Source organism: Streptomyces sp. R33 (assembly GCF_041200175.1).
Classification (GTDB): Bacteria; Actinomycetota; Actinomycetes; order Streptomycetales; family Streptomycetaceae; genus Streptomyces; species Streptomyces katrae_B.
The window spans coordinates 8659670-8677462 of the sequence record NZ_CP165727.1; the positions used below are offsets into that span (position 1 = coordinate 8659670).

15 protein-coding genes and 3 pseudogenes are annotated in these 17793 nt (G+C 68.9%); 3 read left to right on the forward strand and 15 right to left on the reverse strand.

Going from position 1 to position 17793, the window contains the following annotated elements:
• Window positions 1-19 precede the first annotated feature (19 nt).
• The 4 genes and pseudogenes from hisC to AB5J51_RS40070 form a co-directional block, all read right to left on the reverse strand.
• Window positions 20-1065 (reverse strand): annotated as a pseudogene (gene hisC, locus AB5J51_RS40055) (histidinol-phosphate transaminase).
• A gap of 43 nt (window positions 1066-1108) precedes the next feature.
• The gene (locus tag AB5J51_RS40060) at window positions 1109-1393 is read right to left on the reverse strand and encodes a hypothetical protein (RefSeq protein ID WP_369780135.1); all 285 of its coding nucleotides are present in this window, start codon (window positions 1391-1393) and stop codon (window positions 1109-1111) included.
• A gap of 190 nt (window positions 1394-1583) precedes the next feature.
• Window positions 1584-2186 (reverse strand): HAD family hydrolase, encoded by a 603-nt coding sequence (locus AB5J51_RS40065; protein ID WP_369780136.1) that lies wholly within the window; start codon window positions 2184-2186, stop codon window positions 1584-1586.
• A gap of 76 nt (window positions 2187-2262) precedes the next feature.
• A complete protein-coding gene (locus AB5J51_RS40070) occupies window positions 2263-3495 on the reverse strand; it encodes a sugar MFS transporter (RefSeq protein WP_369780137.1) in 1233 nt (410 codons plus the stop codon).
• Window positions 3496-3665: 170 nt separating this feature from the next.
• Here AB5J51_RS40070 and AB5J51_RS40075 point away from each other — a divergent pair, with 170 nt between their 5' ends.
• Window positions 3666-4433 carry a DeoR/GlpR family DNA-binding transcription regulator gene (locus AB5J51_RS40075; protein ID WP_369780138.1) on the forward strand — a complete coding sequence of 256 codons (768 nt, stop codon included), beginning with the start codon at window positions 3666-3668 and terminating at the stop codon, window positions 4431-4433.
• A 39-nt stretch (window positions 4434-4472) separates the two neighbouring features.
• On the opposite strand, the gene AB5J51_RS40080 is transcribed toward AB5J51_RS40075, so the two are convergent.
• From AB5J51_RS40080 to AB5J51_RS40095, 4 genes and pseudogenes are all read right to left on the reverse strand, one after another.
• Window positions 4473-4940 carry a hypothetical protein gene (locus AB5J51_RS40080; RefSeq protein ID WP_369780139.1) on the reverse strand — a complete coding sequence of 156 codons (468 nt, stop codon included), beginning with the start codon at window positions 4938-4940 and terminating at the stop codon, window positions 4473-4475.
• Window positions 4941-4960: 20 nt separating this feature from the next.
• A pseudogene (locus AB5J51_RS40085) lies at window positions 4961-5610 on the reverse strand (IS701 family transposase); the annotation flags it as partial.
• Window positions 5611-5717: 107 nt separating this feature from the next.
• Window positions 5718-5885 (reverse strand): hypothetical protein, encoded by a 168-nt coding sequence (locus AB5J51_RS40090; RefSeq protein ID WP_369780421.1) that lies wholly within the window; start codon window positions 5883-5885, stop codon window positions 5718-5720.
• A gap of 1119 nt (window positions 5886-7004) precedes the next feature.
• Window positions 7005-7211 (reverse strand): annotated as a pseudogene (locus AB5J51_RS40095) (helix-turn-helix domain-containing protein); the annotation flags it as partial.
• 1191 nt (window positions 7212-8402) lie between these two features.
• Between AB5J51_RS40095 and AB5J51_RS40100 the strand changes: the two are divergent.
• Window positions 8403-10052 (forward strand): DUF2637 domain-containing protein, encoded by a 1650-nt coding sequence (locus AB5J51_RS40100; protein ID WP_369780140.1) that lies wholly within the window; start codon window positions 8403-8405, stop codon window positions 10050-10052.
• 512 nt (window positions 10053-10564) lie between these two features.
• On the opposite strand, the gene AB5J51_RS40105 is transcribed toward AB5J51_RS40100, so the two are convergent.
• A complete protein-coding gene (locus AB5J51_RS40105) occupies window positions 10565-10963 on the reverse strand; it encodes a VOC family protein (RefSeq protein WP_369780141.1) in 399 nt (132 codons plus the stop codon).
• A 95-nt stretch (window positions 10964-11058) separates the two neighbouring features.
• Between AB5J51_RS40105 and AB5J51_RS40110 the strand changes: the two genes are divergently transcribed.
• Window positions 11059-12048 (forward strand): helix-turn-helix transcriptional regulator, encoded by a 990-nt coding sequence (locus tag AB5J51_RS40110; RefSeq protein WP_369780142.1) that lies wholly within the window; start codon window positions 11059-11061, stop codon window positions 12046-12048.
• A gap of 479 nt (window positions 12049-12527) precedes the next feature.
• Here AB5J51_RS40110 and AB5J51_RS40115 read toward each other — a convergent pair whose 3' ends face one another.
• Genes AB5J51_RS40115 through AB5J51_RS40140 form a run of 6 tightly spaced genes read right to left on the reverse strand, consistent with a single transcriptional unit; the run spans window position 12528 to window position 17790 of the window.
• Window positions 12528-13082, reverse strand: coding sequence for an AAA family ATPase (locus AB5J51_RS40115; RefSeq protein WP_369780143.1), 555 nt, complete (start codon window positions 13080-13082; stop codon window positions 12528-12530).
• 55 nt (window positions 13083-13137) lie between these two features.
• A complete protein-coding gene (locus AB5J51_RS40120; RefSeq protein ID WP_369780144.1) occupies window positions 13138-13842 on the reverse strand; it encodes a class I SAM-dependent methyltransferase in 705 nt (234 codons plus the stop codon).
• Window positions 13829-14788: a glycosyltransferase family 2 protein gene (locus tag AB5J51_RS40125; protein WP_369780145.1), complete on the reverse strand. Its 960-nt coding sequence runs from the start codon at window positions 14786-14788 to the stop codon at window positions 13829-13831. Before AB5J51_RS40125 ends, AB5J51_RS40120 begins: the two co-directional genes overlap by 14 nt.
• Before the next feature lie 5 nt (window positions 14789-14793).
• A complete protein-coding gene (locus AB5J51_RS40130; protein WP_369780146.1) occupies window positions 14794-15996 on the reverse strand; it encodes an arylsulfotransferase family protein in 1203 nt (400 codons plus the stop codon).
• A gap of 44 nt (window positions 15997-16040) precedes the next feature.
• Window positions 16041-16802, reverse strand: coding sequence for a creatininase family protein (locus AB5J51_RS40135; protein ID WP_369780147.1), 762 nt, complete (start codon window positions 16800-16802; stop codon window positions 16041-16043).
• A 31-nt stretch (window positions 16803-16833) separates the two neighbouring features.
• Complete coding sequence (locus AB5J51_RS40140; RefSeq protein ID WP_369780148.1) at window positions 16834-17790, reverse strand: hypothetical protein; 957 nt, start codon at window positions 17788-17790, stop codon at window positions 16834-16836.
• Window positions 17791-17793: the final 3 nt, after the last annotated feature.

The following is a 17793-nucleotide window of genomic DNA, read 5'->3' on the forward strand; positions in this document are numbered from 1 at the left end:
TGCGACGCGCTCCGGCGGCTCAGGGTTCCCGGTAGCGGGCGACGGCCGAGAGGAAGGCGTCGTTCTCCTCTCGGAGGCCGACCGTGACGCGTACCCCGGCTCCCGGGAACGCGCGGACCAACACACCGTGGCGGGCGCAGAACGCGGCGAACTCGGCGGCTCGTTCCCCCAGGGGCATCCACACGAAGTTGGCCTGCGAGGGGGTCGCCAGCTGCCCGGTCCGGACGAGCCGGGCGTACAGCCGGTTCCGCTCCCGGATCACCGCCGCTGAGCGCGCGCGTACGTCCTCGGGGCGGTCGAGGGGGTGCGGCCTGGGCGAGCCTGCTGACCGCGAACGGGACGGACACCTTGTGCACCGCGGACACCACCGCAGGTGCCGCCACGCAGTAGCCGATGCGTACTCCGGCCAGCCCGTACGCCTTGGAAAAGGTGCGCACCACCGCGACGTTCGGGCGTTCCCGGACCAGGGCGAGCCCGTCCGGCACGTCCGGGTCGTCGACGAACTCCCGGTACGCCTCGTCCAGTACGACCAGGATCCGCTCCGGCAGGCGGTCGAGGAAGTCGAGCAGTTCACGGCTGCCCACGGCCGTCCCGGTGGGGTTGTTCGGGTTGCAGACGAAGACGATACGGGTGGCCGGCGTGAGCGTCGAGCATCGCCCGCAGATCGTGCCGGCGCTCCGCGTCGAGGGGGACGGTGCGCGCGCGGACCCCGGCGACCCGGGCGAAGACGGGGTAGGCGTCGAAGGAGCGCCAGGCGCAGAGGATTTCGTCGCCGGGGCTGCAGAAGGCCTGGATCAGGTCGCGGCACAGGCTGGTCGAACCGCACCCGACGGCGATCCAGCCGGGGGGGACCGCGAGCTCGGCCGCCAGCCGGCTCACCAGGGTGTCGGAGAACCACTCGGGATAGCGGTGGCCGTCGACCGCGGCGCGCGCGATCGCCTCCACCACGCAGGGCGGCGGGGGCAGCGGCACCTCGTTGGAGTTGAGCAGGACGGCGTCGGGTGCGGTGGCGGGGATGTTGTAGTCGGGGACGGCGACCAGGTCGGCGCGGACGGGCACGGCCACGGGGCTCCTCGGGGTGGGATGGTCGGTCGGTGGTGTCGGCCGGTCAGCGGGGGGTGAGCCGGAACACGGCGTCGGCGAGCAGCCGGATCCGGCGGTGGTCGGCGAGGAGCTGCTCCTGGCTGTCCCCGGTCAGGAAGACGCGCAGCGGACTGGACAGCAGATCGGTGGTGGGCCGCATCCGGTCCCCGGGGGCCAGCCGCGGTACGGCCAGTTGCACCGTCCCGAGGGCACTGATCCGCGCGAGGGCGGCCTCGTCCACGGCCTCGACCACACCGCCCCGGGTGGTCTGGACGTGCACGACCATGCCTTCCCGGTGCTTGCGGTACATGGTGTCGCCGGGGTACCAGGGCCGTGCCCGGTCAAGCGGGCGCGGTCACGGTGCAGTTCCAGCCGGCCCGCCAGCGCGCCCTGGACCAGCAGCGCGCCGACGAGTCCCCGGCCGGTCTCGATCTCCCGGCGCGGGGGCGGAAAACAGCCGTCCACGGTGGCACACAGGACGAAGAGCTGCGGTGTCGCCATCACGGCGACACGGCCTCCAAGGCGGCTCGCAGGTCTTCCGGGGAGCTGAACACGTGTCCCTGAAGTCCGACTTCGCGTGCCGCCCGCACGTTGTCCGCGCGGTCGTCGACGAACAGGATCTCCTCGGGGGGCAGCCCGAGTTCCCGGATGCACCACTGGTAGGCGGCAGCCTCCGGCTTCGCGCTGCCGATCCGGCAGGAGAGTCCGCGCACCGCGAATCTCTCGAGCCAGGGCTGGGTGGCCTCGTACCGGGCGGCCAGTTCCTCGGGGATGTTGGAGAGGAGCCCGAGGATGAACCCCTGGTCGGCGAGGTGGCCGAGCAGGTCCACGGTGTGCTGGTCGATCTCGCTCCAGCTGGCGAGGTCGGCGGCGATCAGATCCGCGGTCAGGCGGGCGTCGAGGGGGAGTCCCAGCTGCGCGCAGACCTTCTGCCAGTAGCCGGGGCCGGTCAGTTCCCCGCGGTCGTAGGGGGCGCGCTGCGCCCAGTACGCCTCCCAGAAGCGGCCGGGGTCGCCGCCGGCCGTGCGCTCGAGTACGCCCTGCGACTCGGCTGACTGAACCCGTGCGATGACGCCGAACATGTCGAAGAGAACGGCTTTCATGTTTCGGACTTCCTCGTGTCGCTGGTGCTGCTCGTGTTCCGCAAGTTCCGCATGGTCCTCTTGGTCCTCGTCTTCCTCAGGTTCGGGGGGCGGCGACGGCGTCGGTGCGTTCGGTCGTGCCGGGGCGGTCCACCCCACCGGGATCGGGGGCGTTGCGCCGCAGCCACAGGCTCAGGACGCCGCACACCGCGGCGAGCACGAACAGGACCAGCGGCACCGTCTTCACGTCCATCGTGTCGATGACACCGCCCAGCAGCGGCGGGAAGGCCACGCCGCCGATCATCGAGGCGGCGATCACGTAGGCACCGGCCGCGGCCACGCTGGGGACGGCGCGGTTCAGCCAGGGCAGGCAGGTCGGGAAGATCGGCGCGATCATCAGGCCGACGCCGAAGTACGCGTACGGGGCGAGGGCGGGCACCGTCGCCAGGAGCAGGAAGCCAGCCATGCCGGCGCAGCAGACGATCAGGATCGAAGGCGCGGACCAGCGCAGGCTGAGGGGCGCGACGACGAACCGGCCGACGGTCATCGCCGCCCAATAGGCGGAGGTCGCGGTGGCGGCGGTGGCCGCACCGTATCCGACGGCTTCGAGGTGAGTGGGCTCCCAGCCGCCGACGCCGGTCTCGATGGCGACGTGGAGCACGTAGATGCCGATGAACACCGCGATGATCGGGAGCACCCGGGCGCCGCCCGTCGAGGCGTCCTCGGCCGGGGCCGGTCGGGGCTCCCGGAGGGCCACTCCGCCCAGGGTGAACAGGATCAGCAGGCTGATCGCGCCGATGCCGAGGAAGATCTCGGGGTAGTGGTCCGCGCCGAGCCAGCCGATCAGGGCCGGGCCGGCGATGGCGCCGACACCGAAGTGTCCGTTGAGCAGGTTGAGCATGGCGGTGCTGCGGCGGCCGAACCCGACGGCGAAGAGCTGGTTGAGGCCGTAGTCGATGCCGCCGAAGCCGAGGCCGATGACGAACGTGCCGGCGAGCGCCAGTGCCCAGTTCGGCGAGAAGGCGAAGACGGCCGCACCGGCCGCCATGAGCACGTAGGAGCCGCCGAGCAGCATCCGGTTGTTCAGCCGGCCCCGCAGGAGATGGTAGACCAGCACGCCCACCAGTGCGCCGACGAAGTGGGCGCTGAGACTGAGCCCGGCCACGGCGGGGCTGATGCCGTACTCCTCCCGCAGGGCCGGGATCGCCGGTCCGTAGAGGGCCTGCAGGGCGCCGATCACCACAAACGCCACGCACGAGGCGATGATCGCGACGGTGGTGAGGAGGGGCCTCCCCGCTTCCGGCAGGTCGGCCTCACTGGTGGAGGACATCGCTCTCCTCATCGGTCATAGTCGAATGAACATGTTCAACGTTCATAACAGCCTGAAATTCACACTGTCTCGCTCACATTACTCATTCCAAATGTTCGTTTCAACAGTTGCGATGTGCGGAACGCATATCAGGGGCGCTTGCGTGCTCCGTCTGTGCTAAAAGCAGACACATGAACGTGATGGAGAGGCAGAAGTTCGTCGTGGGGCTGCTCGTGCAGCAGAACCGCGCGACCGTGGCTGAGCTGGCCCAGGCCACCGGGGCGTCCGAGATGACCATCCGGCGGGACCTGGAGGTGCTGGAGTCCCGGGGCGCCCTGCGCCGGGTGCGCGGCGGCGCCGTGAGCAGCCTGCCCGGCGGCGTCGAGCCGCCCTATGCGGTCCGGGCCATGTCCGGGGCGCAGGCCAAGGAGCGGCTGGCTCGCGCCGTGGTCGATCTGCTCACCGAGGGCGAGACCGTCGCCCTGGACACCGGCACCACCGCTGTGGCCGTCGCCAAGGCCATGGCCGGCCGCCAGTTCACGGTCGCCCCTCTCTCCCTGCATGCCGCCTTCGCCCTCTCCGGGCATTCCGGCATCCAACTGGTGATGCCCGGCGGTCAGGTACGCCCCGAGGAGTTGTCGTTTTACGGACACGCCCCTGTGCAGACCTTCAAGGACCTGTGCTTCGACACGTTCGTCCTGGGTTGCTGCGGTATCGACCCGGTACAGGGCGCCACCGCCTACAACCTCGACGACGTGCAGGTGAAGCGGGCCGCGGTGGCCGCGGCGCAGCGGGTCGTCCTGGTCGCCACTGCCGACAAGATCGGCCGCACCGCGCTGGGCCGCATCTGCTCGATGGAGGAGATCGCCCTCGTCGTCACGGACGCCCCCGCCGACTCCCCAGCGGTCGAAGCGCTGAGGGAGCTGGGGGTCGAGGTGGTCCATCCGGCGAACGGCTGAACCGCACGGCCGGGACGGATTCGGCTGGTCGTCTGAGCTTCACGTCGGTGCGCCTTTCCTGTGCGGCACGTCCCGGGATCGGAGAACCTCGTTCAGCATCGGGGAGCGGATCGCCGCCGCCAACCGGGTCCGACCGTCGTCTTCTGGACTGTCGGAAAGATGACAGCAAGCTCTTTCAGAAATTTTCAGCCGCTTTCTGTGCGGATCCCGGCCAACCGTCCGGAGGGCCGCCGTCCGCTCGGTCGCCCTGCTCTGCCCGCCAAATGCCCGCCCGAGGGCCGGATTTGATGCCCTCACCGGAACGCCGTCCCCGCCGGAGAAGCGTGTCCGATACAGGTTCCTTGTGCCCCGCAGCGGCCGGGAGTCTTCTAGCATCGCGGTCGCGACGGATGCGAACGAGAGAGCAGCGACATGGAAACAGCCGCACTGCAGCGCCCGCAGGACCGCGACCGGCCCAGAGAACTCACCTCCGAGGAGATGGACCTTTACCGCAAGTTTGCTGAACACGGCCCCCTCCCGCCTTAGTGGATTCCCCGGTCGGTGAGGGCGGCCCGCAGGTGTGCATAGGTGCCGTAGGCAGCGTTGGCCACGACGACCGGTGGCCTCATGCCCCACTCGGCCAGCGTGTCGAGCATGTCCAAGGCCAACCGCCATTTCTCGCGGTGCGCGACCTCGGACGGAATGCGTATGGATGGACGTCCTGCGGTCGTCGTCTGTTTCCCATGAACGAGGCAGGAACAGCCTCCATAGCAGCGGGCAAGAGGCGCTGTCGGTCGCGGCGTGAACGCTGACCGCGACCTGGCAGTTGGCGCGTTTACCCAGGGCCCCGCAGTACTGGGGGCCACCCCGGCCGACATTCTTCCGTCCTTCGGCAGCGACACGTCATCGATTACCCAGGCCGACGGGGCGATGAGCGGCAGCACGCGTTCACAGATCCGACGCTGCACCGGCACCGGATCCCAGGTGGACTGGTTCACGAACTGCTACAGGTTGTGCTCGTTGCCGTCCGGCAGCCGAGCGGCCATGGCCTGGATCGACTTTCGGCGACCGTCCAGCATCAGGCCACGCAGGTAACAGCCCTCTTGGCCCGCTGGTCCTTGCGCCTCAGAGAGACGAACACGTCAGCCACATACGACGCCAACTCAACTCGTACACGCTCCACTTCGCGTGCATCCATACATCCGACATGCCCGCCCACGAACAACCCGAACCGGCAGACCTAACGGAGTCCTATTAGGGTGTGACGTAGTCCATGCGCCAGCAGCGTGTTCGGGGTTGTGGCGGTCATGTCTGTTGTTGGGCGTAGGCCGCGAGTTCGGGGTGCTCCCGTATGAGTTGTTCGCGTAGTCGGCGTACTTCCGCGGCCTCGGCGGCGGCGCGTTGTTCGGCTTTGGTCTGGTCCTGCGCTGAGCGGGACCGCTCGGCCTGCTCGGCATGGGCTTCATCGAGCATGCGTTCCCACCGGATTGCCGGTCGTAGCCGTTCGGCTTCCCGTGCTGCCTCGGCCTCGGCGACGAGTCCTGGCGTCGCGCGCCGGATCTCAGTCTGCTCCGCCCGGTCCCGGCACTGCCGGCACAGCCCGTCGTCGGGTCGTGGTCCCTTGCCAGCCGCCGAGCAGTCCTTGCCCTCGCATTCCCACCACCGGAGCTCAGGGGCGTTCTCCCGTTGCGCAGGCACTGGGCCTCGTCGGCGGTCCGCCCGGCGTTCTGCGCACTTGGGGCATGCGTCCTCCAGGTGCAGAGTCACTCCGTCCTCGCACATCGGGTCAGGGCAGTCCGTGGACGGGCGCACCAACCCCACGGCGACCCCGACGGGGGAGGAGAGCTCTCCTTCGGCCAGATCACGGGCGTAGCCGTGTGTCCACCAACGGCGTTGGATCCGCTCGAGTAGCTGCGGGGGGGTCCGTCCTGCGTCCAGGGCGTGCAGGATCGCCTCACGCAGCACGGCCGGGAGGTGGGGCGGCAGCAGAGCTGCCAGCTCCCGCGGCCATCCCGCCTCAACGGCTCTGACCGAGTCGGCCAGTCCCGGAGACATCCGCAGCCGGGTCCTCTTCCGCGACCTGGCTGCCGGGATGGGCGCGCCAGCGCCCGGGGACGCGGCGCAGCCGGCGGCTCTACGCGGCCTACTACCTGTAGTGGCCCTGCGGGCGTCATCGGCGCTACGCGCCGCAGGCGCTATCGGGGTTTCTGGAGAGGGGAGGGTTATAGGGGAGGGTTGGGGGACTGCCAGTCCCCCCTGCGGGGATTGACAGTCCCCCCTTCCCCGGGACTCAGAGTCCCCCCGTCCGCCGGATTCGAGGGGTTTCGCGGGAGGGGACTGAGAGTCCCCTCCTTTCTGGCGCGGCCTTCCCTTGTCGCTGCGCTCTGTTCGCGGCGGTGCCGGCGGCAGCGTGGGGCGGGTGTGCTGTGTGAGTGGGGGCAGGCCGCGGTGTGCCCGGTCCTCGTTGACCCGTGCCAGCCTTTCAGGTCCGTACCAGGATGCCGGGATCTGCAGGTCGTAGACCTTGGGGCGGGCGTGCGCGGGGATGTATCGGGCGGCTTCCTGGTCTCCCAGCGTGATCACACCCCGCTCGGCAAGCCAGGCCAGACGCCGCTGCACGGTCTTGACGTCGCAGAGCGCGATCCGGGCCAGCGTCCGCCGGGACGGGAAGGCATTGGTACCGTCCGGATCCGCTTTCTCTGCCAGGCCGGCCAGCAGCATCCGGTCCGTCGTACTGTTCACGGGGCTGTCATGCAAAGCCCACAGGATTGGCTCAAGCGCCACCGTGCACCACCACATCCAGGGCGAACCCGTTGACGTCGTGCAAGCGGGCTTGTGGCGGCCTCGGGCTCGTTCCGCATACGCTCATGGCTCAGCGCACCTCTCAGTTCACGCAACTGGGTGCCCTTCCTCGTGCAGACGGTCCAGGCCTGTACGAGAACATGCGAGCCCCACCACCCATGGCGGGGCTCGCATGTTCGGGAGCATCGTCACGCCCTACACAACGGCACCGATGCCACCAGCCTGATCACCGATGCACCCAGCGTGGCATCACAGCCGGGCAACGGCGCGGCCGGTGAGTCACCGGTGAGGATCCGCGCCCCGCCCCGCTTCCACCTGCATCGTGGTCAGCACGCCGCTGAGAGAGTCATCGTCATCGACGACGGCACCCGCCTCCTCCACGGACGACTCCGAAGCCTGGTACACCTGCCGCAGGTGGCTGGCCACCGTGCGGCGAGCGATGGTGAACAGCCACGGGGCGAACCGCTCCGGCTGCCGCAGCCGTGACAGCCTGCGTACCACGGTGACCCACGCCGACCACGCCCTGCATGTAGCGCCATAGCGGGCTTTGCCAGACCCGCACCAGATCGCGAAGTGCTTCCCGCTCCCCGAGCTGGCAGCGCACTGCCAATAGCCCGTCGCGACGCCCGTCCCCGCCCACCGCGCCTCCCTGTCTCGCGCCACGACTCACCGGGACAGTCGGCATTCGAGGCAGAAAGGTTCGCAGGCCCATGAGTGACTGCTCAGGAGCCGGTTCGCCATGCTGAAGGCTCCAGCAGGGATGACCAGATGAAGCAGTCAACGGCGAACTGAAGCGCCAAGCTAAAACGGGGCAAAGGCTTCCCCTCTGCAAGGCTGCTTGGCTCTGGAGCGGCGGGCTCTGCCGGGCGATGCCAGAGAGGGTCCGCTGCTGCAGCTCGATCGTATTGCTGGCGAGCAAGCCACGTCGGATCCTTCGGTACATCTTCCGCCCGCGCTCGAGGGTGAACCGCTCATCGGGGATCGAGTCAGCGCATCCTGCGCGGAACCCTGCACAGCGGCAACCGAGTTATGCGAGCCGCTCGCGGAGCCCTTGCCGACAGAGTTCGGGCGTCCGGTCTGCATAGAAAACGCTCTGGGCTCGGAATCTGGTCCACCTGTCAGCCGTTCGTGAGACGGTGATCGTGATCAGCATGCAGATCCGACCGGCAGAGAGGCGGCCCTACTCGCATGCAGCTGACTCGTACGCACCGGATACTCATCGGCGTCGTGGTCGCAGGAGCCGTGGTCATCGCGGGGATCGGTTTCGCCGGTTCGTACGCCGCGGTCCGCGCGCTCGCCCTGCAGAAGGGGTTCGGGAGCTTCTCGCTGGTGTTCCCGATCGGCATCGACGCGGGCATCTGCGTGCTGCTGGCGCTGGACCTGCTCCTGACGTGGATCCGGATCCCGTTCCCGCTGCTGCGCCAGACGGCGTGGCTGCTGACCGCGGCGACGATCGCGTTCAACGGCGCGGCGGCCTGGCCGGACCCGCTGGGCGTGGGCATGCACGCCGTGATCCCGATCCTGTTCGTGGTCACGGTGGAGGCGGCCCGGCACGCGGTGGGCCGGATCGCGGACATCACGGCGGACCGGCACATGGAGGGCGTGCGCATCACGCGCTGGCTCCTCTCCCCCGTCCCGACGTTCAAGCTGTGGCGCCGGATGAAGCTGTGGGAGCTGCGGTCGTACGAGCAGGCGGTCGGCATGGAGCAGGACCGGCTGATCTACCAGGCGCGGCTTCAGGCCCGGTACGGGCGGGCCTGGCGCCGCAAGGCCCCGGTGGAGGCGCTGATGCCGCTCCGGCTGGCCCGGATCGGCGTCCCCCTCTCCCAGACGGCCCCGGAAGGCCTGGCGGCGGCGGGCATCGACCCGGCGCTGCTGCCCCCGGCGCCGACAACGGCCGAACACCTGGCGGTGGAGCGGGCCGATGCACCGCAGGGCGTTCCGCTCGGGGCACCAGCCGTATTGGGGGAGCAGGCCTTGGAGAGGTCCGCGGATATGGGTGAGAGCCTCGCCCACGGGCTGCAGCCGGACGTCGGCCCCGCACCTGACGAGTTCGGTCAGGATCATCCCTATGGTCCTGAATTCCCCGGAGCGCTGCCCCCGGCGCAGCCGGCCGTTCCGGTGGCCGCCGAGCCGGCCCGTATGACGGAGGCGGAGCTCTGGGAGGCATGCCGCTCGTACGCGGCGCGCACCGGCGCTGCCCCTGATGCTGCCGCTTTCGTCGTGCACCTGGCCGAGGCGTACGGGCTGGTGGACCCGGTGACCGGTGGGCCGCTGCCCGCGACACAGGTGGAGGAGCTACTCGCCCGGTTCCCCGGAAGCCCGACGGCTGTGACCGGTGACGATTCGGTGACCGGTCACCGTGGCGAACCCGATCCTTTCTTTGAACCCTTCTCGGCCCGAGGCGACGTTCATGCGCCCGCCGTGCAGGCCCCGTTGTCCGGTCAGGTACCGGCGCCATTGGCGTCGGCCGGTGACCGGCTGCCTGCCGCACGACGTGAGCAGATGTCTCCTGACGTGCTGACCGATCCGGTCCCGGCGCCTGCAGGGGAGACCGAGCGCTGGGAGGCAACGGTCACCGACACCGGAGCGACCGCTGCTCGGCTGCCGCAGCAGGAGACCGAGGAGCCTGTCCTGGATCCGGTCCAGCAGCAGATCCTCACCGTCGCCGCCTGGCTCACCGAGGCCGAGGAGACCGGCGTGAAACTCTCCGGAGCCGAAGTGGGCCGCCGCCTGGGGGTATCCCCTAAGACAGGTCAGCGCCGCGTGATCGACGCTGGCAAGCACCTCACCGAGCAGCGCCGGCAGCAGGGGCGGTCTCACCTCCGCTCGGTCTGAGGCTGACCGCCCCCGGCGTGACCGATGCCTCCGCGACCGGTGGCCGACGACTGCTGAACTCGTGACCGGTCACCGCCTGACCGGCGCTGGTGACGGCGCGACTGGTGACTGATTCGGTGACCTATCCGGTGACTAAATCGGTGAGTGACCGCCTATCACCTCACCGGTGCGAGTCACCAGCACGCCGAGTCCGGAGCCCCATTCGCCGCGAGCCCCGTGTGGGCGAGGCCCGGCATGTCGTCGTGCTCGGCTGTTTCCGCCGTGACCGGTCCAACAGCCGCACCCCGTTGACCTGCGGTTTGACCGATGACCGATGACCGATGTCAGGATGACCGGTGACCGATCCGACCTCCATCGGTCATCGGTCATGACCGATCTTCCAAAGTCACCAACCCCCTACATCGGTGCATGTGTCCGGCTCATTTGACCTGGTCCGATGCTCGGCGTCTCAGATGATTTGGTCCCTATCGAGCGTGCCGCCGGGACTGGCCCCGCCAGGGGGCCGCGCTATGTCAGCGAGCGAACTTCTCGATGGCCGCCGGCGTGACGGGGGTGAAGAAGTTGACGAGGTTGCCGTCGGGGTCACGGAGCAGGAGGGACCGGTTGCCCCAGGGCATCGTGGTGGGCTCGGTCACGAAGTCGGCGACGAAATCGGCCAGGTTCCGGTGCACGTCGTCCACGTCGGCGACGAGGAATTCGATGATCACGGTGTTGTTGTCGGCCGGACGGGCGGAGCCGGGTGCGAACAGTGCCACGGTGCGGGTGCTGCCGATCGCGAGGGTCCCGCTGGCGGTTCGCAGTTCGGCGAAGTCCTCGGTGGACCAGTCCGCCCGCACTCCGGTGGCTCGCTCGTAGAAGTCGACGAGGCGCGCGACGTTGCCTGTGATGATCCGGGTCGAAACGAAGTCCATGGTGCTCTCCTCGGGGTTGGTGGAGCCGTTGCGCTTCGGACGCTAGAGCAAATAGTGGACAGAATCGGTCCGGTATCAGCGCTAGGCTGGTGGACATGGCTCGACCTACTGGCCGCGTGCTCGCTCTCCTGGAACTCCTGCAGTCGGGCGGCATCAGAACGGTGACCGAACTCGCCGACCGGCTCGGCGTCGACGGGCGCACCGTGCGGCGGTATGTGGGCCACCTGGTCGATCTCGACATCCCCGTTGAGGCGGTCCGTGGCCGTTATGGCGGGTACCGGCTCGCCCCCGGGTACCGCTTGCCTCCGCTCATGCTCAACGATGACGAGGCGCTCGCCGTGCTGCTCGGGCTCGTCGCCGGCCGCAGGACGGGGTTGCTGACGGCGACCGAGACCGCGGGTGAGACGGCAGCGGCCAAGATCCGCCGGGCTCTGCCCGAGAGGCTGGCCCGTCGGCTCGACGCTGTCATGGAATCCCTCGCCTTCACGACTCCGCCTGGCGAGTTGGCCACCCCGGAGACCGGGATCCTGCTCGCCATTGCCGATGCGGTACGCCATCGCCGCCCGATCTCGATCAGGTACACCACCCGAGACGGCCGACGAAGCGAACGCACGCTGCACCCGTACGGGATCGTCACCCATGCGGGCCGGTGGTACGTCACGGGCACCGATCCCGGGATCGGCCAGGACCGGACATTCCGGCTCGATCGCATCGCGGACGCGAGGACCCTGCCCGGCTCCTTCGAGCCGCCCGCCGGACTCGATCCGGCACAGCGCGTCCTGTCAGGGCTCGCCAAGGCCGCGTACCAGCACGAAGTGACCCTGCGGATCCACGGGACGGTCGAACAGATCCGCGCCCGCCTTCCCGCCAGCGTCGCGAGCCTGGAGGAGCCCGCGCCCGTGGAAGACACCGATCCGCACACCGAGCGTTGGATCCACGTTGAATTGCGGGCAGAGCGGCTCGACTGGTTGCCTCCTGTACTCGCCTCGCTCGACCGGCCGTTCGTCATCGAGCGACCGGACGAACTCCGAGACCTCGTCATCGCGCTCGCCGACCGTTTCACAGCCTCTGCCCGCCAAGCCTGACGTCGCTGTCTACTGCGAGAATCCCAGCTGCGGATTCCCAAGTCACTGGCCTCGGGTCCGCACACGCCGGGCGCCGGGACATCAGGGATGGACCAGATCAACTGAGATAAAACCCAACAGTCAGGCTTCTAGGACCAGATCGCTTGAGATTGCCGGCGGCCTGGCGTCTCAGTTGATCTGATCGCCGCAGGTCACGGCCCTGGATCCGGACCAGATCATTTGAGACGGGACAGCATGCCTGGTGCCTGGCAGCGTGCTCACCGGTCGACGGAAGCGAGGCGCGGCCGTGCCAGGGCTGGTGAGCTATCCGGGGACCGCTGATATGGAGAGTTCCCCGGCAGGGCACTGACCACGGAAGCGGCGGGCCGCCCGGCACCGCCCGCGCGGACTGTGCCACAGGTGATCTTCGGCAGGACTGTATTTCGCGGCCGCGGCGAAGGGCAGCCCTGCTGTCGACGGCGCGGTATGCCAGCCGGCGGTCAGGCTGTCTGGATAAAGGCGGTGATTTCCTTCGTGCTCGGCTGGTATCCGTCGGATGTGTCCACGAGCAGGGTGGGCGCATCAAGGGAGATGGGGACGAAGTGGTCTGGGCTGTAGGTGCCGGTGGCGATGTCGGCGAGTAGCGCGTGGTCGCCATGGGCGGTTCGGTGGCTGTCGGTGCGGGCGCGTTCGGTGATGCGTTCGACGATGGTTGGGGCGGCGGTGGTGCAGCGGACGATTCGGAGGTCGGCGATGTTCATGAGCGGTTCGAGGCCAGGGCGCCAGAGCCGGTCCTGGAATGCGGCCTCAGCGACGAGAGTGACGCCCGCCTCGAGGAGTACGGTGATGGTCCTGAAGAAGGCTGCCATGGTGGGGATGTTGAGTGTGTCGTCGCCGTTTGCCTGGTGGTCGGGCACGTTGATGACCATGCCCTGTTTGATTTCGTCGCGGATGATCGCGGGGCAGCCCAGCTCATGGGCGAGGATGTGGGCAAGGGTGGTCTTGCCAGTAGCGGGCGGGCCGCTGACCACGACGAGAGTCGGGCGGGTTGGCATTTGCGGTTCTCCGGTATCGGATGCAGCGGAACGGGCGGAGGGGGGCGGGCGGAGCCTACGAGGCACCCGGCTTCTTGACCAGTTGGAAAGCGATGAACCCGGGCTGGTGAGTCAGTTTCTCGTATGCGGTCGGGTCATGTCGGCGCATTGAGGCGGCGGGTCGGTGCTCGACGAGGCGCTCGACCAAGAGGCCGGCCGTAGTGAATTCGTCGACCCACGCCTGCAGGGGCTGGCGCCAGTAGCGGTGGGTCATGCCGTCAGACCACGCTTCCTCGACGTACCGGGCGTCGAAATAGCTGCCGCCGCCGGAGAGCCAGTCGGCGGTGGGGTGGCTGGTAGAGATGACAATCCGGCCGCCGGGTCGCAGGACGCGAGTGAGTTCGGTCAGCGTGCGGACGCGGTTGCGGGTGTAGTGGATGACCAGAGTCAGCAGGACGATGTCGAAGGTTGCATCCGCGACCCAGGTTAGGGGCTCGTCGAGGTCGTGCTGCCGGATCTCGGCGTGCTGGCCGAGGCGGTCGCGGGCGAGGCGGACCATATCCGCGCTCTGGTCGATGCCGACCAGGTCGGCGCCGCGGACGGCGAGTTCCGCGAGGTATAGGCCGGGGCCGCAGCCGGCATCGAGGACGCGCAGCCCGTTCACGTCGCCCAGAAATTGGAGGACGGTGGGCCGGTCGTAATGGGCGTTGTAAGCACTGGCAGCTGCCTCGCGGGCAAAGGTGTCGGCGAATCCGTCGTACGGTGCGTCAGTGGGCGGCATGCTCTCCTCCCGTCAGCGCCGAGATAGGAACGGTGTCGGAACTCTGTACGGGCCAGGACGCGGCGGTGCTGGGTAACAGGCGGTCGAGGAGGGCAGGATCCGGTCCGCGGCGTGCGGTAAACGCGGTGTGCAGGCCGCGGACAGCCCGCTCGTAGACGTAGAGGGGGACGGGCAGGCCCAGGGCGATGCGGGTGTCCAGGCGCTGATCGAAGCTGCGGAACCACTCGCGGTATGCCTCGGCCCGATCTTCCGTCACGGGCCAGCGCCTGTAGACGGTGGCCCGGGCGCGGGTGAAGGGGGTTGGGCTGGTCTGGTAGGCGGTAGTGACCGCTCCGGGTCGGGGGACTTGGTGGTAGACGCAGGTGACGTCGTCGAGGCTGGCGAGTTGGTAGCCGGCGGTGTGGTGGAGCGCGAGGAGGAAGTCCCAGTCCTCGCAGTGGTGCATGGTCTCGTCGAAGCGGACCCGGGTGGAAGCGGGGTTGCGGGTGACGAGGGAGCCGGTGTGGATGGTGTTGGCGATGCCGAGGAACACCGGGTCGAAGGCGTAGTCCTTCCTTGGGAGGCCGCCCGGGCTCCGGGGCAGGTCCTCGATCCAGGTGGGGCTGATGAGTGCCTGGCCATAGACGGCGTCTGCACGACCGGTGCGCAGGGCGTCGACGGCGGCCTGGAGGTGGTGGGGAAGGAAGACATCATCGTCGTCGAGGAATGCGACGTGGTCGCCATGGGCCGCTGCCAGTGCGAGGTTGCGGGCGTGGGAGACGCCGTGTCGGTTGCCGGTGTCGATGAGGGTGATGGGCATCTCGCGCTGCCAGCGACCCACGACTTGCTCGATGGGGGCGCCGCCGTCGCGGACGATCACGACCTCGAAGCGGCGGTAGGTCTGGCGGGCGAGGCTGCGTAGAGCGCGGTGCAGTGGGCCCGGGCGGTCCCGGGTTGGGATGATCACGCTGATCACTGGGCACTCCGTCCGGTTTGGCCGAGGCGGTAGCTGACGCGGGACTCGGCCAGGGCGCGGGCCGGGCGGTCGCCGGCGCCGAGGAAGCGGGCGGCGGAAGGGGGGATCGCCGAAAGGCGGTAGAACTCCGCCCGGGATCGGCTGGCCGCCGGGGCGCTGGTGGAGACCTGCATACTCCACCGCTCACAGCCGTCGCGGTCGATGATCAGGGCCCGCCCTGCCTGGGCGTCGCTGATAAGAACAGTGCCGTTCGCGAGCCGCTCGCAGCCTCCGGCCATCTCGCAGAACAGCCCGGGCTCGTGCTGCCAGAGGATGGTGCCGGTGAGCGGCTCGATCTCCATGACTCGGGAGCGGCCGCGGGCGCGGCCGTTGTCGAAAACTAGGATGGTGCCGTCCGGCTGGGCTGAGGGCTGGTGCTGGCCGGACAGCTCGCCGGGTCCCCACCACCATCGCACTGCGCGGGCACGGAGGTCGATGACGGCGATCAGGTCGAGGTTGCGCAGCGAGATCAGCACATCTCCGGCTGCCCACAGGCCGGCGGGGTGGGCGATAGTGAGGATCTCGACGGTGTTGGTGTGGAGGATATCGCTGGGCGATCCGGGACGGGACCGCAGGAAGCGGGAGACGCCGCGGCCCCGCGTCCAGCCGTCCGCTCCCTCCAGCCGAGGGGCGAGGGCGACCGGGCTAGCGGTCCGGCCGGCGGAGCGGTGCTGGTCGATCGCGCCGGTGATCAGCATCTCCAGCTGGGGCGTGGTGGTGAGGATCTCGTACAGGGAGTACGCGTTGCGTAGTTGCCCGTCCGCGCCGAGGACGGTGATGGAGTTGTCCAGCAGGAGGTGGGTGCCGCCGGTGCAGGGGACTGGCCGGGGTTCCTCGGTCAAGACGTGGATCTCGCCGGTGCGGCCGATGTCGAGGTCGTGGTGGACAGGGAGGTCGGCCCGCCAGTTGAGGGTGGAGTCCGGGGCGAGCTTGAGCAGGGCATGCAGCGGCACCATTGCGTACAGGCTGCCGTCGGGGCCGACTTCGACGTGGTTCCAGCCACGCAGGTAGGTCGGCGGGCTGGTCTCGATGTCCGGCTGGCCGATAGGGCTGGACCAGGCGTGGACGAGGCGGGCCTGGTCGTCGATGACGCAGGCGAACGGGCGGGGATAGGAAGCGGACGGGGAGAACAGGAACAGGTTGTCGTTGGAGGACGGCATGAGGGTTCTCCTTCTGTGAGGTCCGAGGGGTCAGGCTGCTCGGGTCAGCTGGGAATCGGCGCAGCGAACTCGCGGCGTACGGCGTTGGCGAGTTCGCGGGTGACTTGGTCGGCGACGTACTTTCCGAGCTCGGCGCTGGAATGGGCGGCGGTGTAGACGATGCCGCGGGTGGTGGTCGTGTCGGCCGGCTGCGGGTAGACGTGGTAGCTGATCCGGCGCGGGTGCTCGGTGCCGCCGTCGCCGGGTAGCCGATCGGGGCGGATCGTGTGGGGGCTGATGTGCATCACCAGGCTGGACTCGACCATCCCGGCGTGGTGGTCGTCTCGGCGGGCGGTGCCGGTCTCCTCGGCGAGGGCGTCGCGGAAGTCCTCGCCGACGACGTCCCACCAGCTGACAATCATGATCCGCACATCGGGGGCGCGGTTGGTGAGTTCGCGGGCTGCCTCGCACAGGAAGCTGAGGTTGTCGATGGCTGAGTTGAGAAGGACCACGCGGCGGTAGCCGTGCTGAGCCAGACAGGCGAGGATCTCGGTGACCAGAGTGGTGAAGGTGCTGCCGGTGATGTTGATGATGCCGGGGAAGGCGCCCCCGACCCGCCGGGTAGGGGTGGCCACGCCGTACGAGATGGTCGGTGCGATGTGGCCGCCGATGTCATCGGCGAGGCGGAGGGCGAAGTGGTCGCTGATCATCGTGTCGGAGCCGAGCGGCAGGTGCGGTCCGTGCGGCTCGAGCGTACCGATCGGCACGATGACGTGATCGCCGGGGCCTGGAGTGAGGTCGGGCCAGGTCATGTCGCTGATGAACACGAGAAGTTTCCCTCCGTGAGGCATGGGGTGGTCAGGCGTCGGTCCATCCGAGGCTGGGGACCGTCTCAGGACGCAGCGGGGCGGCGATTTGGAGGTTGAGGAAGTCCTCCTTGTTGCCGCAGCCGCCGGCTGCCGCGCAGGGCGCCCACTGCTCCGCGCGCAGCGGCAGTTCGAATTCAGGGGTGAGAACACTGCCTAGCGGCGGGTGCTCCTGGGTGGAGTAGTTGGAGCAGCGGAAGACCTGGCCGTGGATGTCGATGAACACCGCGTCGTAGCCGGCCCGGCAGAGCATTCCCTGGCAGGAGGTCAGCCCGATCAGGGCAGTTTCGGCCAGCGCTCGGTTTCCGCCGAGCTCGGCCAGAGTGTCGAGGGCGCCTTCGGCCTTGAGCGCGGGGACAGCCGCGGAAGTCTCCCGCTGGTTCTTAGCGGGAGCGCTGGGGTCGTAGCCGAGGTCGACATTGAACCGGAGCCCGGCAGCGCGGGCGGCGTCGCGCGCGCGGGCCACGGCGTCGATGTTGTCCTCGAACAGCAGAGCGTTGATGACGACGAAGCACCCGTATGCCTCCTGAGCGAACGCGGCGGCCTTGATGAACCGGTCCAGGTCCGCCTGGCCGTCGTGCCACGTCAACCACAGGGAAAGCTTGCCAAGGTTCGCCGCCGCCTCCAGCTTGGGCAGCCGCCGCGGCAGCAGGACCGCATTGGAGAGCAGCTCGACGTGCTCGACGCCTAACTGCAGGGTCAGCCAGGCCGCGCGTTCGAGGAAGAACGGGCTCGCGAACGGCTCGCCGAGAGTGCCAAGCCGGACCTTCACGGGGTAGGGGCGCGACCCGATCCACGTCACGACCTGTTCGTAGGTGTGTCGGTCTTCGGGGTTCTTCCAGTCGTGCCGTCGACTCTTGGCCCAGTCGCCGATAGACACACAGTACTCGCACTCCAGGTTGCACAGCCGTTGGCCAGCCACGTACCAGAACCGCACCGGACGACGCATGGG